General features: G+C 73.0%; 11 protein-coding genes. 7 read left to right on the top strand and 4 right to left on the bottom strand.

Going from position 1 to position 17,263, the window contains the following annotated elements; all coding sequences use genetic code 11:
* Positions 1-181: 181 nt before the first annotated feature.
* The 6 genes from AC6H2I_RS08865 (at position 182) to AC6H2I_RS08840 (ending at position 9,262) form a co-directional block, all read left to right on the top strand.
* On the top strand, positions 182-514 hold the full coding sequence (locus AC6H2I_RS08865; RefSeq protein ID WP_497500245.1) for an XdhC family protein: 333 nt from the start codon (positions 182-184) through the stop codon (positions 512-514).
* Complete coding sequence (locus tag AC6H2I_RS08860) at positions 511-1,236, top strand: XdhC family protein (RefSeq protein ID WP_497500244.1); 726 nt, start codon at positions 511-513, stop codon at positions 1,234-1,236. Before AC6H2I_RS08865 ends, AC6H2I_RS08860 begins: the two co-directional genes overlap by 4 nt.
* Before the next feature lie 61 nt (positions 1,237-1,297).
* Complete coding sequence (dprA, locus tag AC6H2I_RS08855) at positions 1,298-2,419, top strand: DNA-processing protein DprA (RefSeq protein WP_497500243.1); 1,122 nt, start codon at positions 1,298-1,300, stop codon at positions 2,417-2,419.
* A gap of 45 nt (positions 2,420-2,464) precedes the next feature.
* Positions 2,465-5,290 (top strand): type I DNA topoisomerase, encoded by a 2,826-nt coding sequence (gene topA, locus AC6H2I_RS08850; protein ID WP_497500242.1) that lies wholly within the window; start codon positions 2,465-2,467, stop codon positions 5,288-5,290.
* A gap of 78 nt (positions 5,291-5,368) precedes the next feature.
* Complete coding sequence (rnr, locus tag AC6H2I_RS08845; RefSeq protein ID WP_497500241.1) at positions 5,369-7,591, top strand: ribonuclease R; 2,223 nt, start codon at positions 5,369-5,371, stop codon at positions 7,589-7,591.
* A gap of 99 nt (positions 7,592-7,690) precedes the next feature.
* A complete protein-coding gene (locus tag AC6H2I_RS08840; RefSeq protein ID WP_497500240.1) occupies positions 7,691-9,262 on the top strand; it encodes a S41 family peptidase in 1,572 nt (523 codons plus the stop codon).
* On the opposite strand, the gene AC6H2I_RS08835 is transcribed toward AC6H2I_RS08840, so the two are convergent.
* A complete protein-coding gene (locus AC6H2I_RS08835) occupies positions 9,214-10,956 on the bottom strand; it encodes an EAL domain-containing protein (RefSeq protein ID WP_497500239.1) in 1,743 nt (580 codons plus the stop codon). The two genes, AC6H2I_RS08840 and AC6H2I_RS08835, sit on opposite strands and share 49 nt — an antisense overlap.
* A gap of 167 nt (positions 10,957-11,123) precedes the next feature.
* On the opposite strand from AC6H2I_RS08835, the gene AC6H2I_RS08830 reads away from it, so the two are divergent.
* Positions 11,124-11,597, top strand: coding sequence for a hypothetical protein (locus AC6H2I_RS08830; protein ID WP_497500238.1), 474 nt, complete (start codon positions 11,124-11,126; stop codon positions 11,595-11,597).
* A gap of 18 nt (positions 11,598-11,615) precedes the next feature.
* Here AC6H2I_RS08830 and bfr read toward each other — a convergent pair whose 3' ends face one another.
* Genes bfr through malQ form a run of 3 tightly spaced genes read right to left on the bottom strand, consistent with a single transcriptional unit; the run spans position 11,616 to position 17,256 of the window.
* Positions 11,616-12,092: a bacterioferritin gene (bfr, locus tag AC6H2I_RS08825; protein WP_497500237.1), complete on the bottom strand. Its 477-nt coding sequence runs from the start codon at positions 12,090-12,092 to the stop codon at positions 11,616-11,618.
* 35 nt (positions 12,093-12,127) lie between these two features.
* Positions 12,128-15,058, bottom strand: a complete 2,931-nt coding sequence (treY, locus tag AC6H2I_RS08820; protein WP_497500236.1) for a malto-oligosyltrehalose synthase — start codon at positions 15,056-15,058, stop codon at positions 12,128-12,130.
* The gene (malQ, locus tag AC6H2I_RS08815) at positions 15,055-17,256 is read right to left on the bottom strand and encodes a 4-alpha-glucanotransferase (protein WP_497500235.1); all 2,202 of its coding nucleotides are present in this window, start codon (positions 17,254-17,256) and stop codon (positions 15,055-15,057) included. Before malQ ends, treY begins: the two co-directional genes overlap by 4 nt.
* Positions 17,257-17,263: the final 7 nt, after the last annotated feature.

The raw sequence follows: 17,263 nt of genomic DNA, 5'->3' as shown, positions 1-17,263 counted from the left end.
GCCCCGCCGAGCCACCGTCATGCCGCCGACCCTGTGGATCCCCCTGGTGATCGCCGCCACGCTGCTGCTTTTGGCGCTGTTCACCTGAAGCCCGCTTGACCGCGCCCCGACGCCCGCCGCTATGCTTGGAACGGGGGAGGCGCGAGCGTCGCGCCGGTCCGGCGAGCCGAGGAGTCGTCCGATGCCTGAGATCGAAGCCACAACCGCCGACGTGCTGGCCCAGGCGGCGGCCTGGCACGCCGCGGGCCGCAAGGTGGCGCTGGCCACCGTCGTGGACACCTGGGGCTCCTCGCCGCGCCCGGTGGGCAGCCAACTGGCGGTCGCCGAGGACGGGGCGATGGTCGGGTCGGTGTCGGGCGGCTGCATCGAGGGCGCGGTGGTCGACGCGGCGCGCGCGGTGATGGACTCCGGCGAGGTGCGGATCCTGACCTTCGGCGTCAGCGACGAGCGGGCGTGGGAGGTCGGCCTCGCCTGCGGCGGCACCGTGCGGGTGTATGTGGAGGCGGTGGAATGAAACGCCCCCTGCTCGACCGCCTGCTCGAGGTGCGCGCGGCGAAGGTGCCGGTCGCCCTGGTCACCGACCTGACCACCGGCCTGCAGTCCCTGGTGAGCGAGGCGGCGGTGCACGGCGCCTTCGCCCTGGACGACGCCCGCGCCGCCGCGGTGCGGGCGCTGGTGGCCGCCGACCGCAGCGGACGGCTCGGTGACGAGGACGACGATGTCCGGCTGTTCGTCACCGTCTTCAACCCGCCGCTGCGCCTGATCGTCGTCGGCGCCGTGCACATCGCCCAGTCGCTGGTGCCGATGGCGGCGCTGGCCGGCTACGCCGTCACCGTGGTCGATCCGCGCGGCGCCTTCGCCACGGCCGAGCGCTTTCCCGGCGTCGCGCTACGCGACGACTGGCCCGACGAGGCGCTGGCGGCGCTGGCCCCGGACACCCGCACGGCGGTCGTGACCCTCACCCACGACCCCAAGCTGGACGATCCGGCGCTCGCCGCGGCGCTGCGCTCGCCCGCCTTCTATGTCGGCGCGCTGGGCAGCCGGCGCACCCACGCGCTGCGCTGCGAGCGGCTGCGCGCCGAGGGCCTGGGCGACGCCGACCTGGGGCGCCTGCACGCCCCGGTCGGCCTGCGGATCGGCGCCGTCTCGCAGGCCGAGATCGCGGTCTCGATCCTCGCCGAACTGGTTCAGGTTCGCCGCGGCTCCGGCGCGACGGGCGCCACCGCGCCGGCCTGAGGCGCCCGTCGCGCGCATTCGCCGCTGGACGGGCGCTTCCCGGTTGCGGATAGTGAGGGGCATGACGCACCCGCGCCGTCCCCTGTCCGACACCGAACGCCTGGACCGGCTCCGCCTGATCCGGACCGAGAACGTCGGCCCGATCACCTTCCACCGGCTGCTGGAGCGCTACGGCAGCGGCGGCGCGGCCATCCAGGCCCTGCCCGAGCTGGCGCGGCGCGGCGGCCGGGCCAAGCCGCTGCGGGTCACCTCGCGGGCCGAGGCGGAGCGGGAGATCGATGCCGTCGCCCGGGCCGGCGCACGCCTTCTGTTCACCGGTGAGCCGGGCTATCCCGAGCCGCTCGCGGCGATCGACGACGCCCCGCCGGTGCTCTCGGTGCTCGGCCATCCGCATCTGCTGGAGCGGCGGTGCATCGGCGTGGTCGGGGCGCGCAACGCCTCGCTCAACGGCCGCACCTTCGCCCGGGAGGTGGCGCGCGACCTCGGCGCCGCCGGCCTGGTGGTGGCGTCCGGGCTGGCCCGCGGCATCGACGCGGCGGCCCATGACGGGGCGCTTGCCAGCGGCACGGTGGCGGTGGTGGCCGGCGGCATCGACGTGGTCTACCCCGAGGAGAACCGGGCGCTCCAGCAGGCGATCGCCGCCCAGGGCGCGATCGTCGCCGAATCCCCCGTGGGCACGACGCCCCAGGCCCGCCATTTCCCGCGCCGCAACCGGCTGATCTCCGGGTTGTCGCTGGGCGTCCTGGTGGTCGAGGCGGCGCCCCGGTCGGGCTCGCTGATCACCGCCCGGATGGCGCTGGAGCAGGGCCGCGAGGTGTTCGCCGTTCCCGGGTCGCCCCGCGACCCCCGCTGCCAGGGGCCGAACAACCTGATTCGCCAGGGCGCCACCCTGGTGGAGACCGCCGAGGACGTGCTGCGCGTCTTCGCCCACCTGCGCCCGCCGAGCCTCGGCGAGCGTGACCGCGACCTCTTCACCGCCGCCACGCCCATGCCTCCCGACGACAGCGAACTGGAACACGCGCGCCGCATCGTGCTGGAAAACCTCAGCCCGACACCGGTTGGCATTGACGAACTGGTCCGCGGGTGCCAATTGTCACCACCCGTGGTGTTGACCGTCGTGCTGGAGCTGGAACTGGCCGGGCGCGTGCAGCGCCAACCAGGCCATCGGATCAATGTGATCTGACCGCGGTCTCTCCAGTTTCCGCCGCACAGGAAGGGCGAGGGTCACTTGCCGGGCAGCAACGTCGTCATCGTGGAATCGCCGGCCAAGGCGAAGACCATCAACAAGTATCTCGGGTCCGACTACACGGTCGTGGCAAGCTTCGGCCATGTCCGGGACCTGCCGGCGCGCGACGGATCGGTGCGCCCGGACGACGATTTCTCGATGGAGTGGGAGCTGGGGGAGCGTTCCCGGCGCCACATCGACGAGATCGCCAAGGCGGTGCGCGGGGCCACGCGCGTCTACCTCGCCACCGACCCGGATCGCGAGGGTGAGGCCATCGCCTGGCACCTCACCGAGGTGCTGCGGGACAAGAATCTGCTGGACAAGGTCGACGTCCAGCGCATCACCTTCAACGAGATCACCAAGAGCGCGGTGCAGGCCGCCATCGCCAGTCCGCGCCAGGTCAGCCGCGAGCTGGTGGACGCCTATCTGGCGCGGCGCGCGCTGGACTACCTCGTCGGCTTCACCCTGTCGCCGGTGCTGTGGCGCAAGCTCCCGGGTTCCCGCTCGGCCGGGCGGGTGCAGTCGGTGGCGCTGCGCCTGGTGTGCGAGCGCGAAGCCGACATCGAGATCTTCCGGGCCCAGGAATACTGGTCGATCGAGGGGCTGTACGCGACCGCCGCCGGGGCCACCTTCACCGCCCACCTCACCCAGCTCGACGGCAAGCGCCTCGACCGCATGGCGATCGCCACCCGGGAGGCGGCCGAGGCCGCGGTCGCCCGCATCCTCGCCAGCGATGTGGCGGTGGCGGCGGTGGAGCGCCGCCAGGTGCGGCGCAACCCCTACCCGCCCTTCACCACCTCGACCCTGCAGCAGGAGGCGTCGCGCAAGCTGGGCTTCGGCGCCACCCGCACCATGCGCGTCGCCCAGCGCCTTTACGAAGGCGTCGACATCGGCGGCGAGACCGTCGGCCTGATCACCTACATGCGAACCGACGGCGTCACCCTGTCCCAGGAGGCGATCGGCGCGGCCCGCGGCCTGATCGGCTCGCTGTGGGGCGACAGCTACGTGCCGGACGCGCCGCGGGTCTACAAGACCGCCGCCAAGAACGCCCAGGAGGCCCACGAGGCGATCCGTCCCACCGACCTCTACCGCAAGCCGGAGAGCGTCGCCGCCTATCTGGAAAGCGACGAGCTGCGCCTCTACGACCTCGTCTGGAAGCGCACGGTGGCCAGCCAGATGGAGAGCGCCGTGCTCGACCAGGTGGCCGTCGACCTCGCCTCGCCCTCCAGGGACGTGGTGATGCGGGCGACCGGCTCGATGGTCGTCTTCGACGGCTTCATGCGCGTCTACCAGGAGCAAGACGAGGACGCCTCCGGTCCCGCCGACGACCAGGACCGCCGCCTGCCGGCGATGGCCGAGGGCGACGGCGTGGAGCGGCGTGCGGTCACCCCGTCCCAGCACTTCACCCAGCCGCCACCCCGCTACACCGAGGCCAGCCTAGTGAAGAAGCTGGAGGAGCTGGGGATCGGCCGCCCCTCCACCTACGCCTCGATCCTGCAGGTGCTGCAGGACCGCGACTACGTGAAGCTGGAGAAGCGCCGCTTCCAGCCGGAGGATCGTGGCCGGCTGGTCACCGCGTTCCTCAAGAACTTCTTCAATCGCTACGTCGAGTACAATTTCACCGCCGACCTGGAGAACCAGCTCGACGACATTTCCGGCGGCGCCATCGACTGGAAGACGGTGCTGCGGGAGTTCTGGCAGGCGTTCATCCAGGCGGTGGAGGGCACCAAGGACCTGACCATCACCCAGGTCCTCACCACCCTGGACGAGGAGCTGGGGGCCCACTTCTTCCCCACCCCGGCGGACGGCCAGGACGCGGCGACGGCGCGCGTCTGCCCCAAGTGCCAGCAGGGCCGCCTCGGCCTCAAGCTGGGCAAGATGGGCGCCTTCATCGGCTGCTCCAACTACCCGGAATGCCGGTACACCCGGCCGCTGACGGTCGCCAACGACGACGCGCCGGACGCCCTGGACGGCCCCCGCGACCTGGGCGACGATCCCGAGACCGGCCTGCCCGTGACGGTGCGCCGCGGCCCGTACGGGGCCTACATCCAGCTCGGCCCGCCGCGCGGCAGCGAGGAGGCGCCGCCACCGCCCGCCGCCGACAAGCCCAAGAAGGGCAAGAAGGCGAAGGACGACGCGCCGAAGCCCAAGCGGGTGTCGCTGCCCAAGAACCTCGCGGCGACCGAGGTCGATCGGGACACCGCGCTGCGCCTCCTGGCGCTGCCGCGCCCGGTCGGCGTGCACCCGGAAACGGGGCAGGAGATCCAGGCCGGAATCGGGCGGTTCGGCCCGTACCTCAAGCACGGCCCGGCCTACAAGTCCCTGCCGCCGGACGACGACGTGCTGACCATCGGACTGAACCGCGCCGTGGTGCTGCTGGGCGAGGCGGCCAAGAAGGCGGCGACGCCGGGCCGCACGCTGGGCGACCATCCCAAGACCGGCAAGCCGATCACCGTCGGCGCCGGGCGGTTCGGGCCCTATGTCAAGCACGCCTCCCTCTACGCCTCGATCCCCAAGGGGACCGAGCCGGAGTCGGTGACCCTGGAGCAGGCGCTGGAACTGCTCGACGCCAAGGCCGCCAAGGACGCCGCCAAGAAGGGCAAGGCCGCACCGCCGGCCACAGAGGCGGCCAGCGGGACGGCCAGCGAGACGGCCAGCGCGAGCGCCGCCGGGGACCCCACCGCCGCCGCGGCCGCGGCCAAGCCGAAGAAGGCGCCGGCCAAGAAGAAGGCCGCGCCGGCCAAGGCCGCGGCGGGCAAGGCCGGGTCCGCCGCCACCGCCGAGGAACCGGCCGGCGACAAGCCGGCCCCATCGCGCAAGCGGGCGTAACGCGCCCGCCCCACCCCCGGGCCCGCCCACGCGGGGCGTCCACGGGGGTGGGGAGCCCCCCTCCATTTCCGGAGCGCCATGCCGCCGCCGCCGCGCCCCTTCCCGACCCGCGACGCCATCCTCGCCTTCATCCGCAACAGCCCGGTTCCCGTCGGCAAGCGGGAGGTGGCGCGGGCGTTCAAGCTGTCCGGGTCGGCCGAACGCGAACGCCTGAAGGAGGTGATGCGCGGGCTCGAGGCCGAGGGTGCCGTGGAGCGCGGGCGCGGCAAACGGATGGCGCCGCCGCAGTCCCTGCCCGAAGTCACCGTGCTGGAAGCGACGGCGATCGACACCGACGGCGAGGTGCTGGCCCGCCCGCTGACCTGGAGCGGCGACGGCGACCCGCCGCGCATCTTCATGATGCCGGATAAGACGGGGCAGCCGGCACTCCGCCCCGGCGACCGGGTGCTGGCCCGCCTGAAGCGCATCAATGAGCGGCTCTACCAGGCGCGCACCATCCGGCGCCTCGATGGCACGGTCGGCCGGGTGCTCGGGGTCTACCGGCTGGGCGCCGACGGCGCCCGGATCGTGCCCACGGACCGGCGCAACCCGGCCGAGCTGGCGGTGCTGCCCGCCAACGCCGAGGGTGCGCAGGACGGCGACCTGGTGCTGGCCGAGGTTCTGCCGGCCAGCCGCCTCGGCCGCGCCCTGGGGCGGGTGGTGGAACGCATCGGCCCGAGTTCCGAGCCGCGGGCGGTCAGCCTCATCGCCATCCACACCCACGGCCTTCCCACCGTCTTCCCCCACGCCGCGGACACCGAGGCACGGCTCGCCAAGGTGCCGCCGCTGCGTGGCCGGAGTGACCTGCGCGACGTGCCGCTGGTCACCATCGACGGCGCCGACGCCCGCGATTTCGACGACGCCGTGTGGGCGGAGGCCGACCCGGATCCGGGAAATCCCGGCGGCTGGCACCTGCTGGTGGCGATCGCCGACGTGGCCTACTACGTCCGCCCGGGCGCGCCGCTCGACCGCGCCGCGTTCGAGCGCGGCAACTCCGCCTATTTTCCCGACCGCGTCGTGCCGATGCTGCCGGAGGCGCTGTCCAACGACCTGTGCTCGCTTCGGCCCGGCGAGGAACGCGGGTGCCTCGCCGTCCATCTCTGGATCGACGCCGCCGGCGTCCTGAGACGCCATCGCTTCGAGCGGGCGCTGATGCGCTCGGCGGCGCGGCTCACCTACGAGCAGGTGCAGGCGGCGCGCGACGGCCGGCCGGACGATGCCACCGGCCCTCTGGTGGAACCGGTTCTGGCCCCGCTCTACGGCGCCTTCGCCTGCCTGTGGAAGGCCCGGGCGGCGCGCGGCACCCTCGAGCTGGACCTGCCGGAGCGGCAGGTGCGCCTGGACGGGGACGGCCGGGTCGCCGCGATCGCGGTGCGCGAGCGCCTCGACAGCCACCGGCTGATCGAGGAGTTCATGATCTGCGCCAACGTCGCCGCGGCGGAGAGCCTGGAGGCCGCGGGAGTCCCCTGCGTCTACCGGGTGCACGACCGCCCCGCGGTGGAGAAGCTGGAGGCGCTGCGGGAGTTCCTGGAGGGCACCGGGCACGCCTTCGCCCGCGGCCAGGCCCCGACGCCCGAGCACTTCACCCGTCTGCTGCGCCGGGCCGAGGGGGCGGCGGAGTCGCAGATCATCAGCGAACTGGTGCTGCGCGCCCAGGCCCAGGCGGTCTACAGCCCCGAGAACATCGGGCATTTCGGCCTGGCGCTCGCCCGCTACGCCCATTTCACCTCGCCGATCCGCCGCTACGCCGACCTTCTGGTGCACCGCGCGCTGATCCGTGCCCATGGGCTGGGGGTCGGCGGGCTCGACGACGCCACCCTGGCCGGGCTGGACGACGCCGCCGAACACATCACCATGACCGAGCGGCGGGCAGCGACGGCGGAACGCGATGCGGTGGACCGCTTCACCGCGGCCTACCTGTCGGGGCATGTCGGCGCCACCTTCAGCGGGCGGGTCACCGGTGTCACCCGCTTCGGTCTGTTCGTGCGTCTCGACGAGAGCGGGGCCGACGGGCTGATTCCCGCCTCGACCCTGCCCGACGACCGCTACGAGCACGACGAGCGCGCCCACGCCCTGGTCGGCCAGCGCGGCGGCCGGACCTACCGTCTGGGCGCCGCCGTCAAGGTCGTCGTGGTGGAGGCCGATCCGCTGACCGGCAGCACTCTGTTCCGGCTGCGTGACGACGTCGGGGCGGGGACCGCCCCGCCATCCGGGCCACGCCGCGGCCATCGTGGCAGACGCGCAACAGGCCGTGGGAAGTAGAACACAACGGGGCAATTTGTCCTAAGTTGTCCCACCCCTTCTCCAAACGAAAGTGGTATCTCTTCGCCATTGGAACGAAGGGAGTTCGCTCGGCGCGCCATGATCAAGGGGCTTGCACGGACCACCCGCGCCCTGGGCGCCGCGCTCACCCTGCGCACCGCCGCCGTGGCGGTCGCCTGCCTGGCCGGCGGTCCGGCCACAGCCGGCGACCCCGCCCTGCCCCACGTCAGCGAGCACGTCTTCGCCGTCGGCTACAGTCGGATCGCCGACGCGTACATCCAGCCCGTCGACATGCTCCGCCTCGGCATGGACGGCCTCCAGGCCCTCACCCGCATCGATCCGGCGGTCACCGTCGAGCGCGATTCCGGTGCCGTCCGCGTGTACGCGTCACACGGGCCGGACGCCGTGTATGCATCCCCCCTCCCGGTCACCGCCGGCGGCTGGGCGATGCTGACGGCGGCCGCGGTGGACCGCCTGCGCAGCCGCTCCCTGCCGCTGCGCGACGCACCGGCGGAACGCATCTACCAGGCGGTCTTCGACGCGGTGACCGCCGATCTCGACGGCTATTCCCGCTACGCCGGCGCGGAGCGTGCCACCAACGAGCGGGCGCAGCGCGAGGGGTATGGCGGTGTCGGACTGGTGATCGACAGCCTGGGCGGACGGCATGCCGTCCGCACCGTCATCGACAAGGGTCCCGCCGCGCGCGGCGGTGTCCGCACCGGCGACGTGGTGGTCGCCGTCGACGACGTGCCCACCGCCGACATCGACGAGACCGCGTTGCGCGAGCGGCTGCGCGGCCCGGCCGGCACGGCGGTGGCGCTGACCCTGCGCCGCGACGACGACCATTCGATCCGGCGGATCACCGTGCGGCGGGAACGGGTGGTGCCCAACACCGTCTCGGTGGCCCACGCCGAGGGAATCGCCATTCTCAAGGTGGACCGGTTCAACGCCGCCACCGCGGGCCGGCTGCGCGACGCCGTCTCCGGCGTCCTGCGCGGCGCCGGCGGGGCGGTCCGCGGGCTGATCCTCGACCTGCGCGGCAACCCCGGCGGCCTGCTCGACCAGGCGGTGGCGGTGGCCGACCTGTTCATCGCCAACGGGCGGATCATCACCACCGAGGGCCGCCATCCCGACAGCCGCCAGCGCTTCGACGCGGCGGACGACGACGTCTCCGGCGGGCTGCCCCTGGTGGTGCTGGTGGACGGCCGCTCCGCCTCCTCGGCCGAGGTGGTGGCCGCGGCGCTGCAGGACAGCGGCCGGGCGGTCGTCGTCGGCGCGTCGTCCTATGGGAAGGGCAGCGTCCAGACGGTCACCCGCCTGCCCAACGACGGCGAGCTGTTCCTGACCTGGAGCCGCATCTACACGCCGGCCGGCTACACCCTGCACCGCCAGGGCGTGCAGCCCGTCATCTGCACCAGCCGCGACCAGAACGACGCCCACGCGCTGCTGGCCGACCTGCGCGGCGGGCATGCCCGTCTGCCGGTGGAGATCGCGTCATGGCGCGCCGCCGCGGCCGATGACGAAGCCGCTCTGGCGCATCTGCGCGAGGCCTGCCCCTGGAAGGAGCATGAGCCCGACGTGGACGTCGACGTGGCTCGCGAACTGCTGACCGAGCCGGGCCTCTACTCCCGCGCCCTGGCCATCGCCTCGACCACCGTGGCGGAGCGCTGATCCGACGCCCTGCCCCACGCCCGCACCGGCAGGGGTCGGCCGACATGGAAGCCCTGGATCAGATCCACCCCTTCGCGGAACAGGGTCGCCGCCTGGCCGGCGCTCTCCACCCCCTCGGCGACGGTCGTCAGGCCGTTGGCCCTGGCCATGCCGACCACGGTGCGGATGAACAGCAGGGCGTCCGGGCAGGCACCGAGATCGGCGACGAACGAGGCGTCGATCTTGACAATGTCCACCGGCAGCGCGCGGGCGTGGCGGTGCGACAGGTAGCCGGCACCGAAATCGTCGAGGGCGACCCGGCAGCCCAGCCGTCGCACCGCCGCGATGAACCGGGCGGTTTCGTCGAGGTCGGCGATGGCCGCGGTTTCCGTGATCTCGACGATCAGCCGGCGCGCGACGTCCTGCCGCCCGGCGACGCCGGCGTGGAGCGCCGCCAGCCACGTCCGGTCGGTGGTCGTCCCCGCCGACAGGTTCATCGCCAGGGTTCCGGCCGGATCGGCCCGCAGGTCCGCCAGCACCAGGCCAAGGGTATGGTGGTCGAGGCGGCGCGCCATGGAAAGCCGCTCCACCGCCGGCATGAAATCCCCGGCGGGCACGAGCGCGTCGCCGACGGCGATGCGGGCCAGGCCTTCGTGGTAGGCGACCGCGCCGGAGCGGTCGACCACGGGCTGGTAGACCACGCGCAGGCTGCCGTCGCCCAGCGCGGTCCTGACCCGCTGCCCCGTGGCGACGCACGCCAACAACGTGCGCCGGCCGGGGCTTTCGCCGTCGTGCGGCCAGTACCGATCGCGGCCCTGGCGCTTCGCCTCGGCCATCGCCGCCTCGGCGTTGATCATCACCGCCTGGGCGCCGGCCAGCGCCGGTCCGGCGGGTGCCGCCGCGCCGGACGCGGCCCCGCCGATGGACACGGTCACGTGGATGGGGCCGGCCGGCGTGCCGACCGGGTCGGTGCGCACCGCTGCCAGCACCGCCTCCGCCGCGTCCGCACCATCCCGGCATCCCGGCAACACCGCGCCGAAGACGTCGCCGCCCGACCGTCCCACCACCGCGCCCGCCGGCAGTGATCCCTTCACGCGCCGCGCCGTTTCGGCGACCACCGCGTCGGCCGCCGCGTGGCCGAAGGCGTCGTTGAGCAGGCTCAGCGCGTCGATGCCGATGGTGAGATAGGTGGCCGGTGCCGTCGCCATAGCGACGGCGAGCCCGCCGCGCAGGCCACGGCGGTTAGGCAGCCCGGCCAACGGGTCGGTGGCGGCCCGCCGCTCCCTCGCCGCATCGACCGCCGCGTCGAGACCCACCCCGGCCCCGATCACCCGCAGCATGCCACACGCCCGCCGCACCGCACCGTCGGTGTCCCGCTCGATGATGCCGCGGTCCTGAACCCAGTGGTGCGCGCCGTCGGCCAGCCGCAGCCGATAGACGCAGTCGTACCGGCCGTCCCGGGTGGTCCGCCCGCCGGCCAGCGCCCGGCGCCGGCCACGGCGGTCGGCCGTGGCGACCCGCTCGCGCAACCGGCCGCCACAGGGATCGCCGGGGGACTCGTCGGGAGGGGCGCCCGCCGCGGCGGGGCCGAACAGCGCCGCGATGGCGCCGGCCCAGGCGACGGTGTCGGCGCGCAGGTCCCAGACATAGGCGATGTCTCCGGACGCAGCCGCGGCCGCAGCCAGCACCGTCGCCGCATTGGACCTTTCGCTCATGATCCGGCCCCCCGTGATCGGAGCCGCAGCATACAGGGATACCGCTTGTGACACATTAACATAAAATACGTTCTATCCGGGTGTCCCATTAAGATTCCAGGAACGATCGGTTGGTAGCCTGTGTTCGCGTCTCCATGACTCGGACCATCGCACACCGGACCGCGCCCTTGACCTCGATCGCCGCCCTTCCGCCCCCCTCGGCCTTCGGTGCGACCGCCTCCCCCCCGGGGGCAGCGCGGCTGAAGGCGCTGCTGGGGTCGGACACGATCCCGGTCACCCCGGTCCAGCCCATCCCGGGCGAGCAGCAGCGCCGCCGCCAGCAGAGCGAGGTGGAGGGCGCGGAGGAGTCCGCAAGCCGTGGCGCACGGTCCGCAACGGCCGAGTCGCGCCGCCGCACCGGCGGCAGCGGCGACACCGGAGCCGGCACCCGCCCGGCCGGCGGTGGCGACGAGCGCGGCCCGGTGTCCGGCGGCCTGACGCCGCTGTCGTCCGGCCCGACCGCCGGCTACGTCGCCCAGACCATCGCCCAGGAGGCCATGGGGACCGGGCTCCACATCGAACCCTGGGGCGCCGCGCTCGCTGCCTACCGCCGCGCCGACAGCGGCCCGTCGATGCCGCTGGTCAGCCGCCTGAGCGTGTAGGCGGGCGCTCCCGCCGGGTCAGGACGGCCCTTGCATCTGCTCCTGCTCATAGGCCTTCAAGCCGATCCGCTGGATCAGGCCGAGCTGGGTTTCCAGCCAGTCGATGTGCTCCTCGGTGTCGGCCAGGATCTCCTCGAACACCCGGCGGCTGTCGTGGTCGCGCGCCGCCTCACTGGCGGTGATGGCCGCGATCAGGCAGGTGCGGTTGTGGCTCTCGACGCCGAGGTCGCCGGCCAGCATCTCCGGCAGGTCGTCGCCCACCGTCACCGTGTGCAGATCCTGGTAGTTCGGCAGACCGCCGAGGAAGAGGATGCGCTCGGTCAGCTTGTCCGCGTGCTCCATCTCGCCCATGGCTTCGTCATGGACCGTCTGGCCGATCCGCGTCAGCCCCCCGTGCTTCAGCATGCGGGCGTGCAGGAGGTACTGGTGGATCGCCGTCAGCTCGTTGGTGAGGATGGTGTTGAGGTGGTCGATGATCGCCGGATCGCCTTTCATGGACTCTTCCCTGGTTGAGGCCGGCAGCGCCGCCGTCAGGCGTCGCCGCGTGACGACTGTACCAGCGCCACCGGGAAGGTGGCGAGCAGGTCGGCCAGCGCCAGCCGACCGTCGGCCGGCAGAGCCACCGCCGCACCGGTCAGCACGTCCCGCGCCGCGCCGCCCGGCAGCTCCGGCAGCATCAGCGCGGTGTCGCCCCAGGCGGCGACGGGCGGCAGCGGCCGCGGCTCCTCCCCCAGCAGCGGCACCACCAGGCGTGGCACCACCACCAGCGCGCAGCCCGTGTCGCTGCGGCGCAGGAAGGCGACGACCCGGTCGGCGTGGGCGCCGACGACGTCGACGGGCCGATACTCCCCGGTGGCGAACAGCTGCGGGTCGCGCCGCCGCAGGTCGAGCGTGCGGGCGATCACGAACTGCTTGACCCGCCCGTCCCGCCAGCCGTCGAGCAGGGCGCCCGCCAGCGCCGGGCCGCCGCCCTGCCCGTCCGGCGCCGCGGCGGCGTCGAGCGCGGCGGCGCGCGCGTCATAGTCCACCGGCCGGCGGTTGTCGGGGTCGACCAGGCTGAGGTCCCAGAATTCGGTGCCCTGGTAGATGTCCGGCACCCCCGGAACGGTCAGCTTCAGAAGGGTCTGCGCCAGCCCGTGCACGGCGGCCACCGGCGCCACCGTCTCCAGAAGGTCGAGCAGCTCGGCCATGAAGGTGGCGCCGCGCACCGGGTCGAGGATGCCCCGCACGAAGCGGTCCAGGGCGTCCTCGTAGTCCTGGTTGGGCGCGGTCCAGGAGGAGCGCACCTTGGCCTCGCGCACCGCCTTGACCATGTAGGCGACGACCCGGTCGGCGTAGGCCTCCAGCGCCGGACCCGACGGCCACTCCAGCTCGAACGGCCAGGTGCCCAGCAGGGTCTGGTAGAGCAGATACTCGTCGTTGCGCCCGGGCGCCGCCGCCCCGTCGATCTCGCGCTTCTTGAAGCGGTTCATGCGGTTCCACCGCCGCACCCGGGCGTCCCAGGTGTCCGCCATCTCCGACAGGACGGCGATGCGCAGACGGGTGTCCTCACCCCGCTTGTGGTCGTGGGTGGCGGTGGCCAGCATGTTGAAGGGCCAGCGCTTCAGGCGGTCCTGGTTGACGTGGTGGAAGGCGCTGACCGAGGTCCCGAAGCGCCCCGGCTCCCCGCCCACCTCGTTCAGCGCGACCAGCCGGAAATAGCGGTAGAACACCGTGTCCTCCAGCGACTTCGCCATCACCGGACCGGAGAACTGCTGGAACCGCATGGCGATCTGCACGACGTCGGCGGGATCGAAGCCGTGCCGCCCCATCGCCGCGTCGCCGGGGGCATGACGGGTCGCCAGCTCCGTGCTGAGGACCGCGTGAAGGAAATCGAACAGGGAGGGATCGACGGCGCCCGGCAGCTTGCGCGCCCGCCCGACCGCCCAGTCGAGGTAGCGGCGGTCGGTGTCGTCGACATGGCCTTCGGTGACATAGGTACGGTAGACCGGCAGGCAGGCCACCACGTCGATCAGCGCCCGGTGGACGCCGGCCAGGGTGAAGTCACGGGTGTTCCAGCCCCCCTGCGCCAGCCGGTAGAGCGACGAGGCGAGCACGTGCAGCTCGCTGGACAGGCTGGTGCCCATGATCCGGCGCTTGGTCTCCACCACGAGGCGATCCAAATCGACCTCGCGGCGGATGAAGCCGTGATAGATCGCCGTCATCGCCTCTTCGGCACTGGCATCGATGAACAGGCCGGCGACGAGGTTCATGAACTCGTAGCCGGTGGTGCCCGCCACCGGCCAGTCGTCGCGCAGGTTCTCGTGGTGGGCGAGGATCTTCTCCACCACCACGTAGAACGGCTCCTTCAGGCGCAGCCCCGGCGGGTCGACGGTGGAGGGCCCGGCCTGAAGGGTGAGATAGGCGGCGCGATCCTGCAGTTTCTCGAAATACTCCAGCGGGTCGTAGAGCCCGTCGACGTGGTCGAGCCGGATGCCCTGCAGCTTGCCCTCGCCGATCAGCCGGAAGACGAGCTGGTGGGCCAGCTCGAACAGTTCGGGGCGGTCGATGCGCAGCCCGGCCAGGTCGTTGATGTCGAAGAACCGGCGGTAGTTGATCTCGTCGGAGGCGACCCGCCAGTACGCGACCCGGTAATGCTGGTCCTCCAGCAGCCGGTGCATCTCCTGGAAGCTGTCGGGGTCACCGGGGGTGCCGTTGATGGCGGTCAGGGACTGCTCGATGGCACCGGCCACCGCGCCGTCACCGGACACGGTGGCGGCCAGCTGGGTCCGCAGCTCCTCCGCCTCGCGGTGGATGGTGGTCTGACGCTGCACCGACTTGGCCGCGCCGATCCCGGCGAAGGCCGCGATGAGCGCGTCGAGCACCACCCCGTCCGCACCGAGGCGGTCGCGGGCCAGCCGCAGCAGGCGCGGGTAGTGGCGGACGGCGATGGGGAACCGGTGGTTGTGGTACCACACGCTGAAGGAGCCGCGCTCGACGTCGAAGCGGAGCTGCAGCTCGCCCCGTTCGAGGACGTTGCCATAGTGATCGCCGAGGAAGGGAAGCAGGACCTTGCCCTGGAGCCCGGGCTGCAGCGGCTCCCAGGCGATGTCGAAGAAGGGGGCGAAGGGCGACGCCGGTCCCCATTCCAGCACATCGAGCCACCAGGGATTGTCGTTGCCGCCCACCCCCATGTGGTTGGGGACGAAGTCGAGGATGAGGCCGATGCCGTGGCCGTGCAGCGCCGCGACGAAGCGGTCGAAGGACGCGGCGTCCCCGACCTCGGGGTTGAACTGGCTGTGGTCGGTGATGTCGTAGCCGTGGGTCGAGCCGCCGCGGGCCTTGAGGAAGGGCGAGGCGTAGACATGGCTGACGCCGAGCCGGGCGGCGTACGGGACGATCGCCGTCGCCTGGTCGAAGGTGAACCCGGCGTGGAACTGCAGGCGCAGCGTGGCGCGGGGAACCAGGGGCGCGTCGGTCATCGCTCGCCCCGCCCGGTGGTGACGGCCGCGGCGACCGCGCGGAGCAGCCGGTGGTTTTCCATGCCGTCCAGGGTTTCGCCGAGCCGGCGCCGCCAATTGGGGTGCTGGTCGGTGGTGCCGGGCAGGTTCGGTTGCTCGATGTCGGCCAAGGCGTCCTCGATCTGGACCATGACGATCTGCCCGGGCGTGCGGCCGAGGTGGCGGTGCACCGCCTCGACCAGCGGCTCCGACCAGGGCTGGTCGCCGTCGTCGGTGGGATGGGTGTCGGGGCGCAGCCCGCCGTCGCCCAGGGCCTGGAGCAGGCGCCAGCGGTCGGTGCCGCGGTCCCAGGCGTCCCGCTCCGCGGCGGCCGCGTCGGGGTAGAGGTCGAGGCGCCGCCGCCACTCCATGTCGTGGCCGGTCCAGTAACCCCGGAAGGTGGGCAGGTCGTGGGTGGTGATGGTGACCATCGCGCGCCGGGGAAACGCCGCGGGGGGGATGAAGGCGCCATCGGCGGCGCGCTCGAAGTAGAGGACGCGGTAGCTCAGCACGCCCGCCCGCTCCATGGCCGGCCGGAAGCCCTCGGGCACGGTGCCCAGGTCCTCGCCGATGACCACGCAGCCCTGGCGGTGGGATTCCAGAGCGATGATGCGCACAAGATCGTCGAACGGGTATGCCACGTAGGCCCCGTCGCCACCGTCCGAGGGGATCCAGAACAGGTGCTTCAGCGCCATCACGTGGTCGATCCGCAGGGCTCCGGCGTGGCGCATGTTGGCCCGAACCGCGGCGATGAAGGGCTCGTAGGCGGCCTCGACCAGGCCGACCGGCGACAGCGGCGCCAACCCCCAGTTCTGCCCCTTCATGTTGAAGGCGTCGGGCGGTGCGCCGACGTTGGCGCCCTGCACCAGGGTGTCGGGGTCGGCCCAGGCCGCCGCACCGCCCGGCGCGGCGGCGACCGCGAGGTCGCGGTAGAAGCCGAGGCCGAGCCCGGCCGCCCGGCCCCGCGCCGCCGCCACCGCGAGCTGGCGGTCGGCCTCCCATTGCAGGAACTCGAAGAACTCGACCCGCTCCTCGTTGTCGCGGACGTAGTCCGCCACGGCGGCGCTGCGGCAGTCCTGGAACGGCTCGGGCCAGGACCGCCAGGACCACAGGCGCGGGTCGCCGCCGTAGAACCGTTCGTGCAACGCCTCGAACGCGGCGTGCCGGCGCAACGGCGCGCCGAACTCGCGCTGGAAGGCACGGAAGGAGGCGCCCCGCGCGCTCTCTCCCGCAGGCCCCAGGTGACGACGGCGGAACGCGGCGTAGAGCCGCTCCAGAACCGGCAGCTTCAGGCGGGCGACGGCCGGATAGTCCACCAGCTCCGCCGCCCGGGCCGCCGTCAGCTCCGCCTGGAATCCCGCCTCGGCGATCAGGGCGCGGGCCTCGCCGCACCCGTCCAGCTCCGGAACGGCCTCGACGTCGATGTAGAAGACGTCGAGAAAGCGGCGGCTGGACGGGGAATAGGGGCTGAAATGATTGGGATCGGCGGGGAACAGCGCGTGCAACGGGTTCAGCCCGACCACGCCGGCGCCGAGCCGGGCCGCCAGCTCGGCGAAGCCGCCGAGGCCGTCGAAATCGCCCATGCCCCAATCGGTGGCGCTGCGCAGCGCGTAGAGCTGCAGCCCGATGCCCCACAGCCGGCCGCCCGGCACCACCTCTTCCGGCAGCCGGCAGCGCTCCGGCGCCAGGATCAGCCGGGTCTCCCCGTGCAGGGCGCCGGCGATGCCCGGGGGACGGACCTCCACCTCCAGCCGGTGGTAGCCCATCGGCGCCGGCGCCGCGACCGGCAGCGCCCGCCGCTCGTACGCCAGCCCGTCGACGGTGGCGCTGGCCAGCGGGTCGAGCGAGCCCACCGCCGCCTCGCCGCGGTGGACGGCGCCGGTCTCGTCGTGCAGGGTCCACCGCACCGTTCCGTCGGACAGGCCGGCGGGGACGCTGACGGGGACGGCAACGGTCGCCCCGACGCCGGCCACCAGGACCGGCGGCAGCATGCGGCGCCACCCCGCCTCCTCGGCCGAGCGCAGGCTGTCCTCGACCGCCGCGTCGTCGTCGGCGGGCAGGCCCATGGCGGCGATCAGCGAGCGTTTCGTGGTGTCGGTGGTGTCGCGCCGGTTGCCCCAGATGTCGTGGTAGAAGGGTTCGATGCCGACCCGTTCGGCCAGCCGATCCAGCGCGTTCATGCCCTCT

The organism is Azospirillum sp. NS33 (assembly GCF_059703765.1).
The sequence above is the reverse complement of the archived record's forward strand: the minus strand, read 5'-3'. Positions and strand labels throughout refer to the sequence as shown.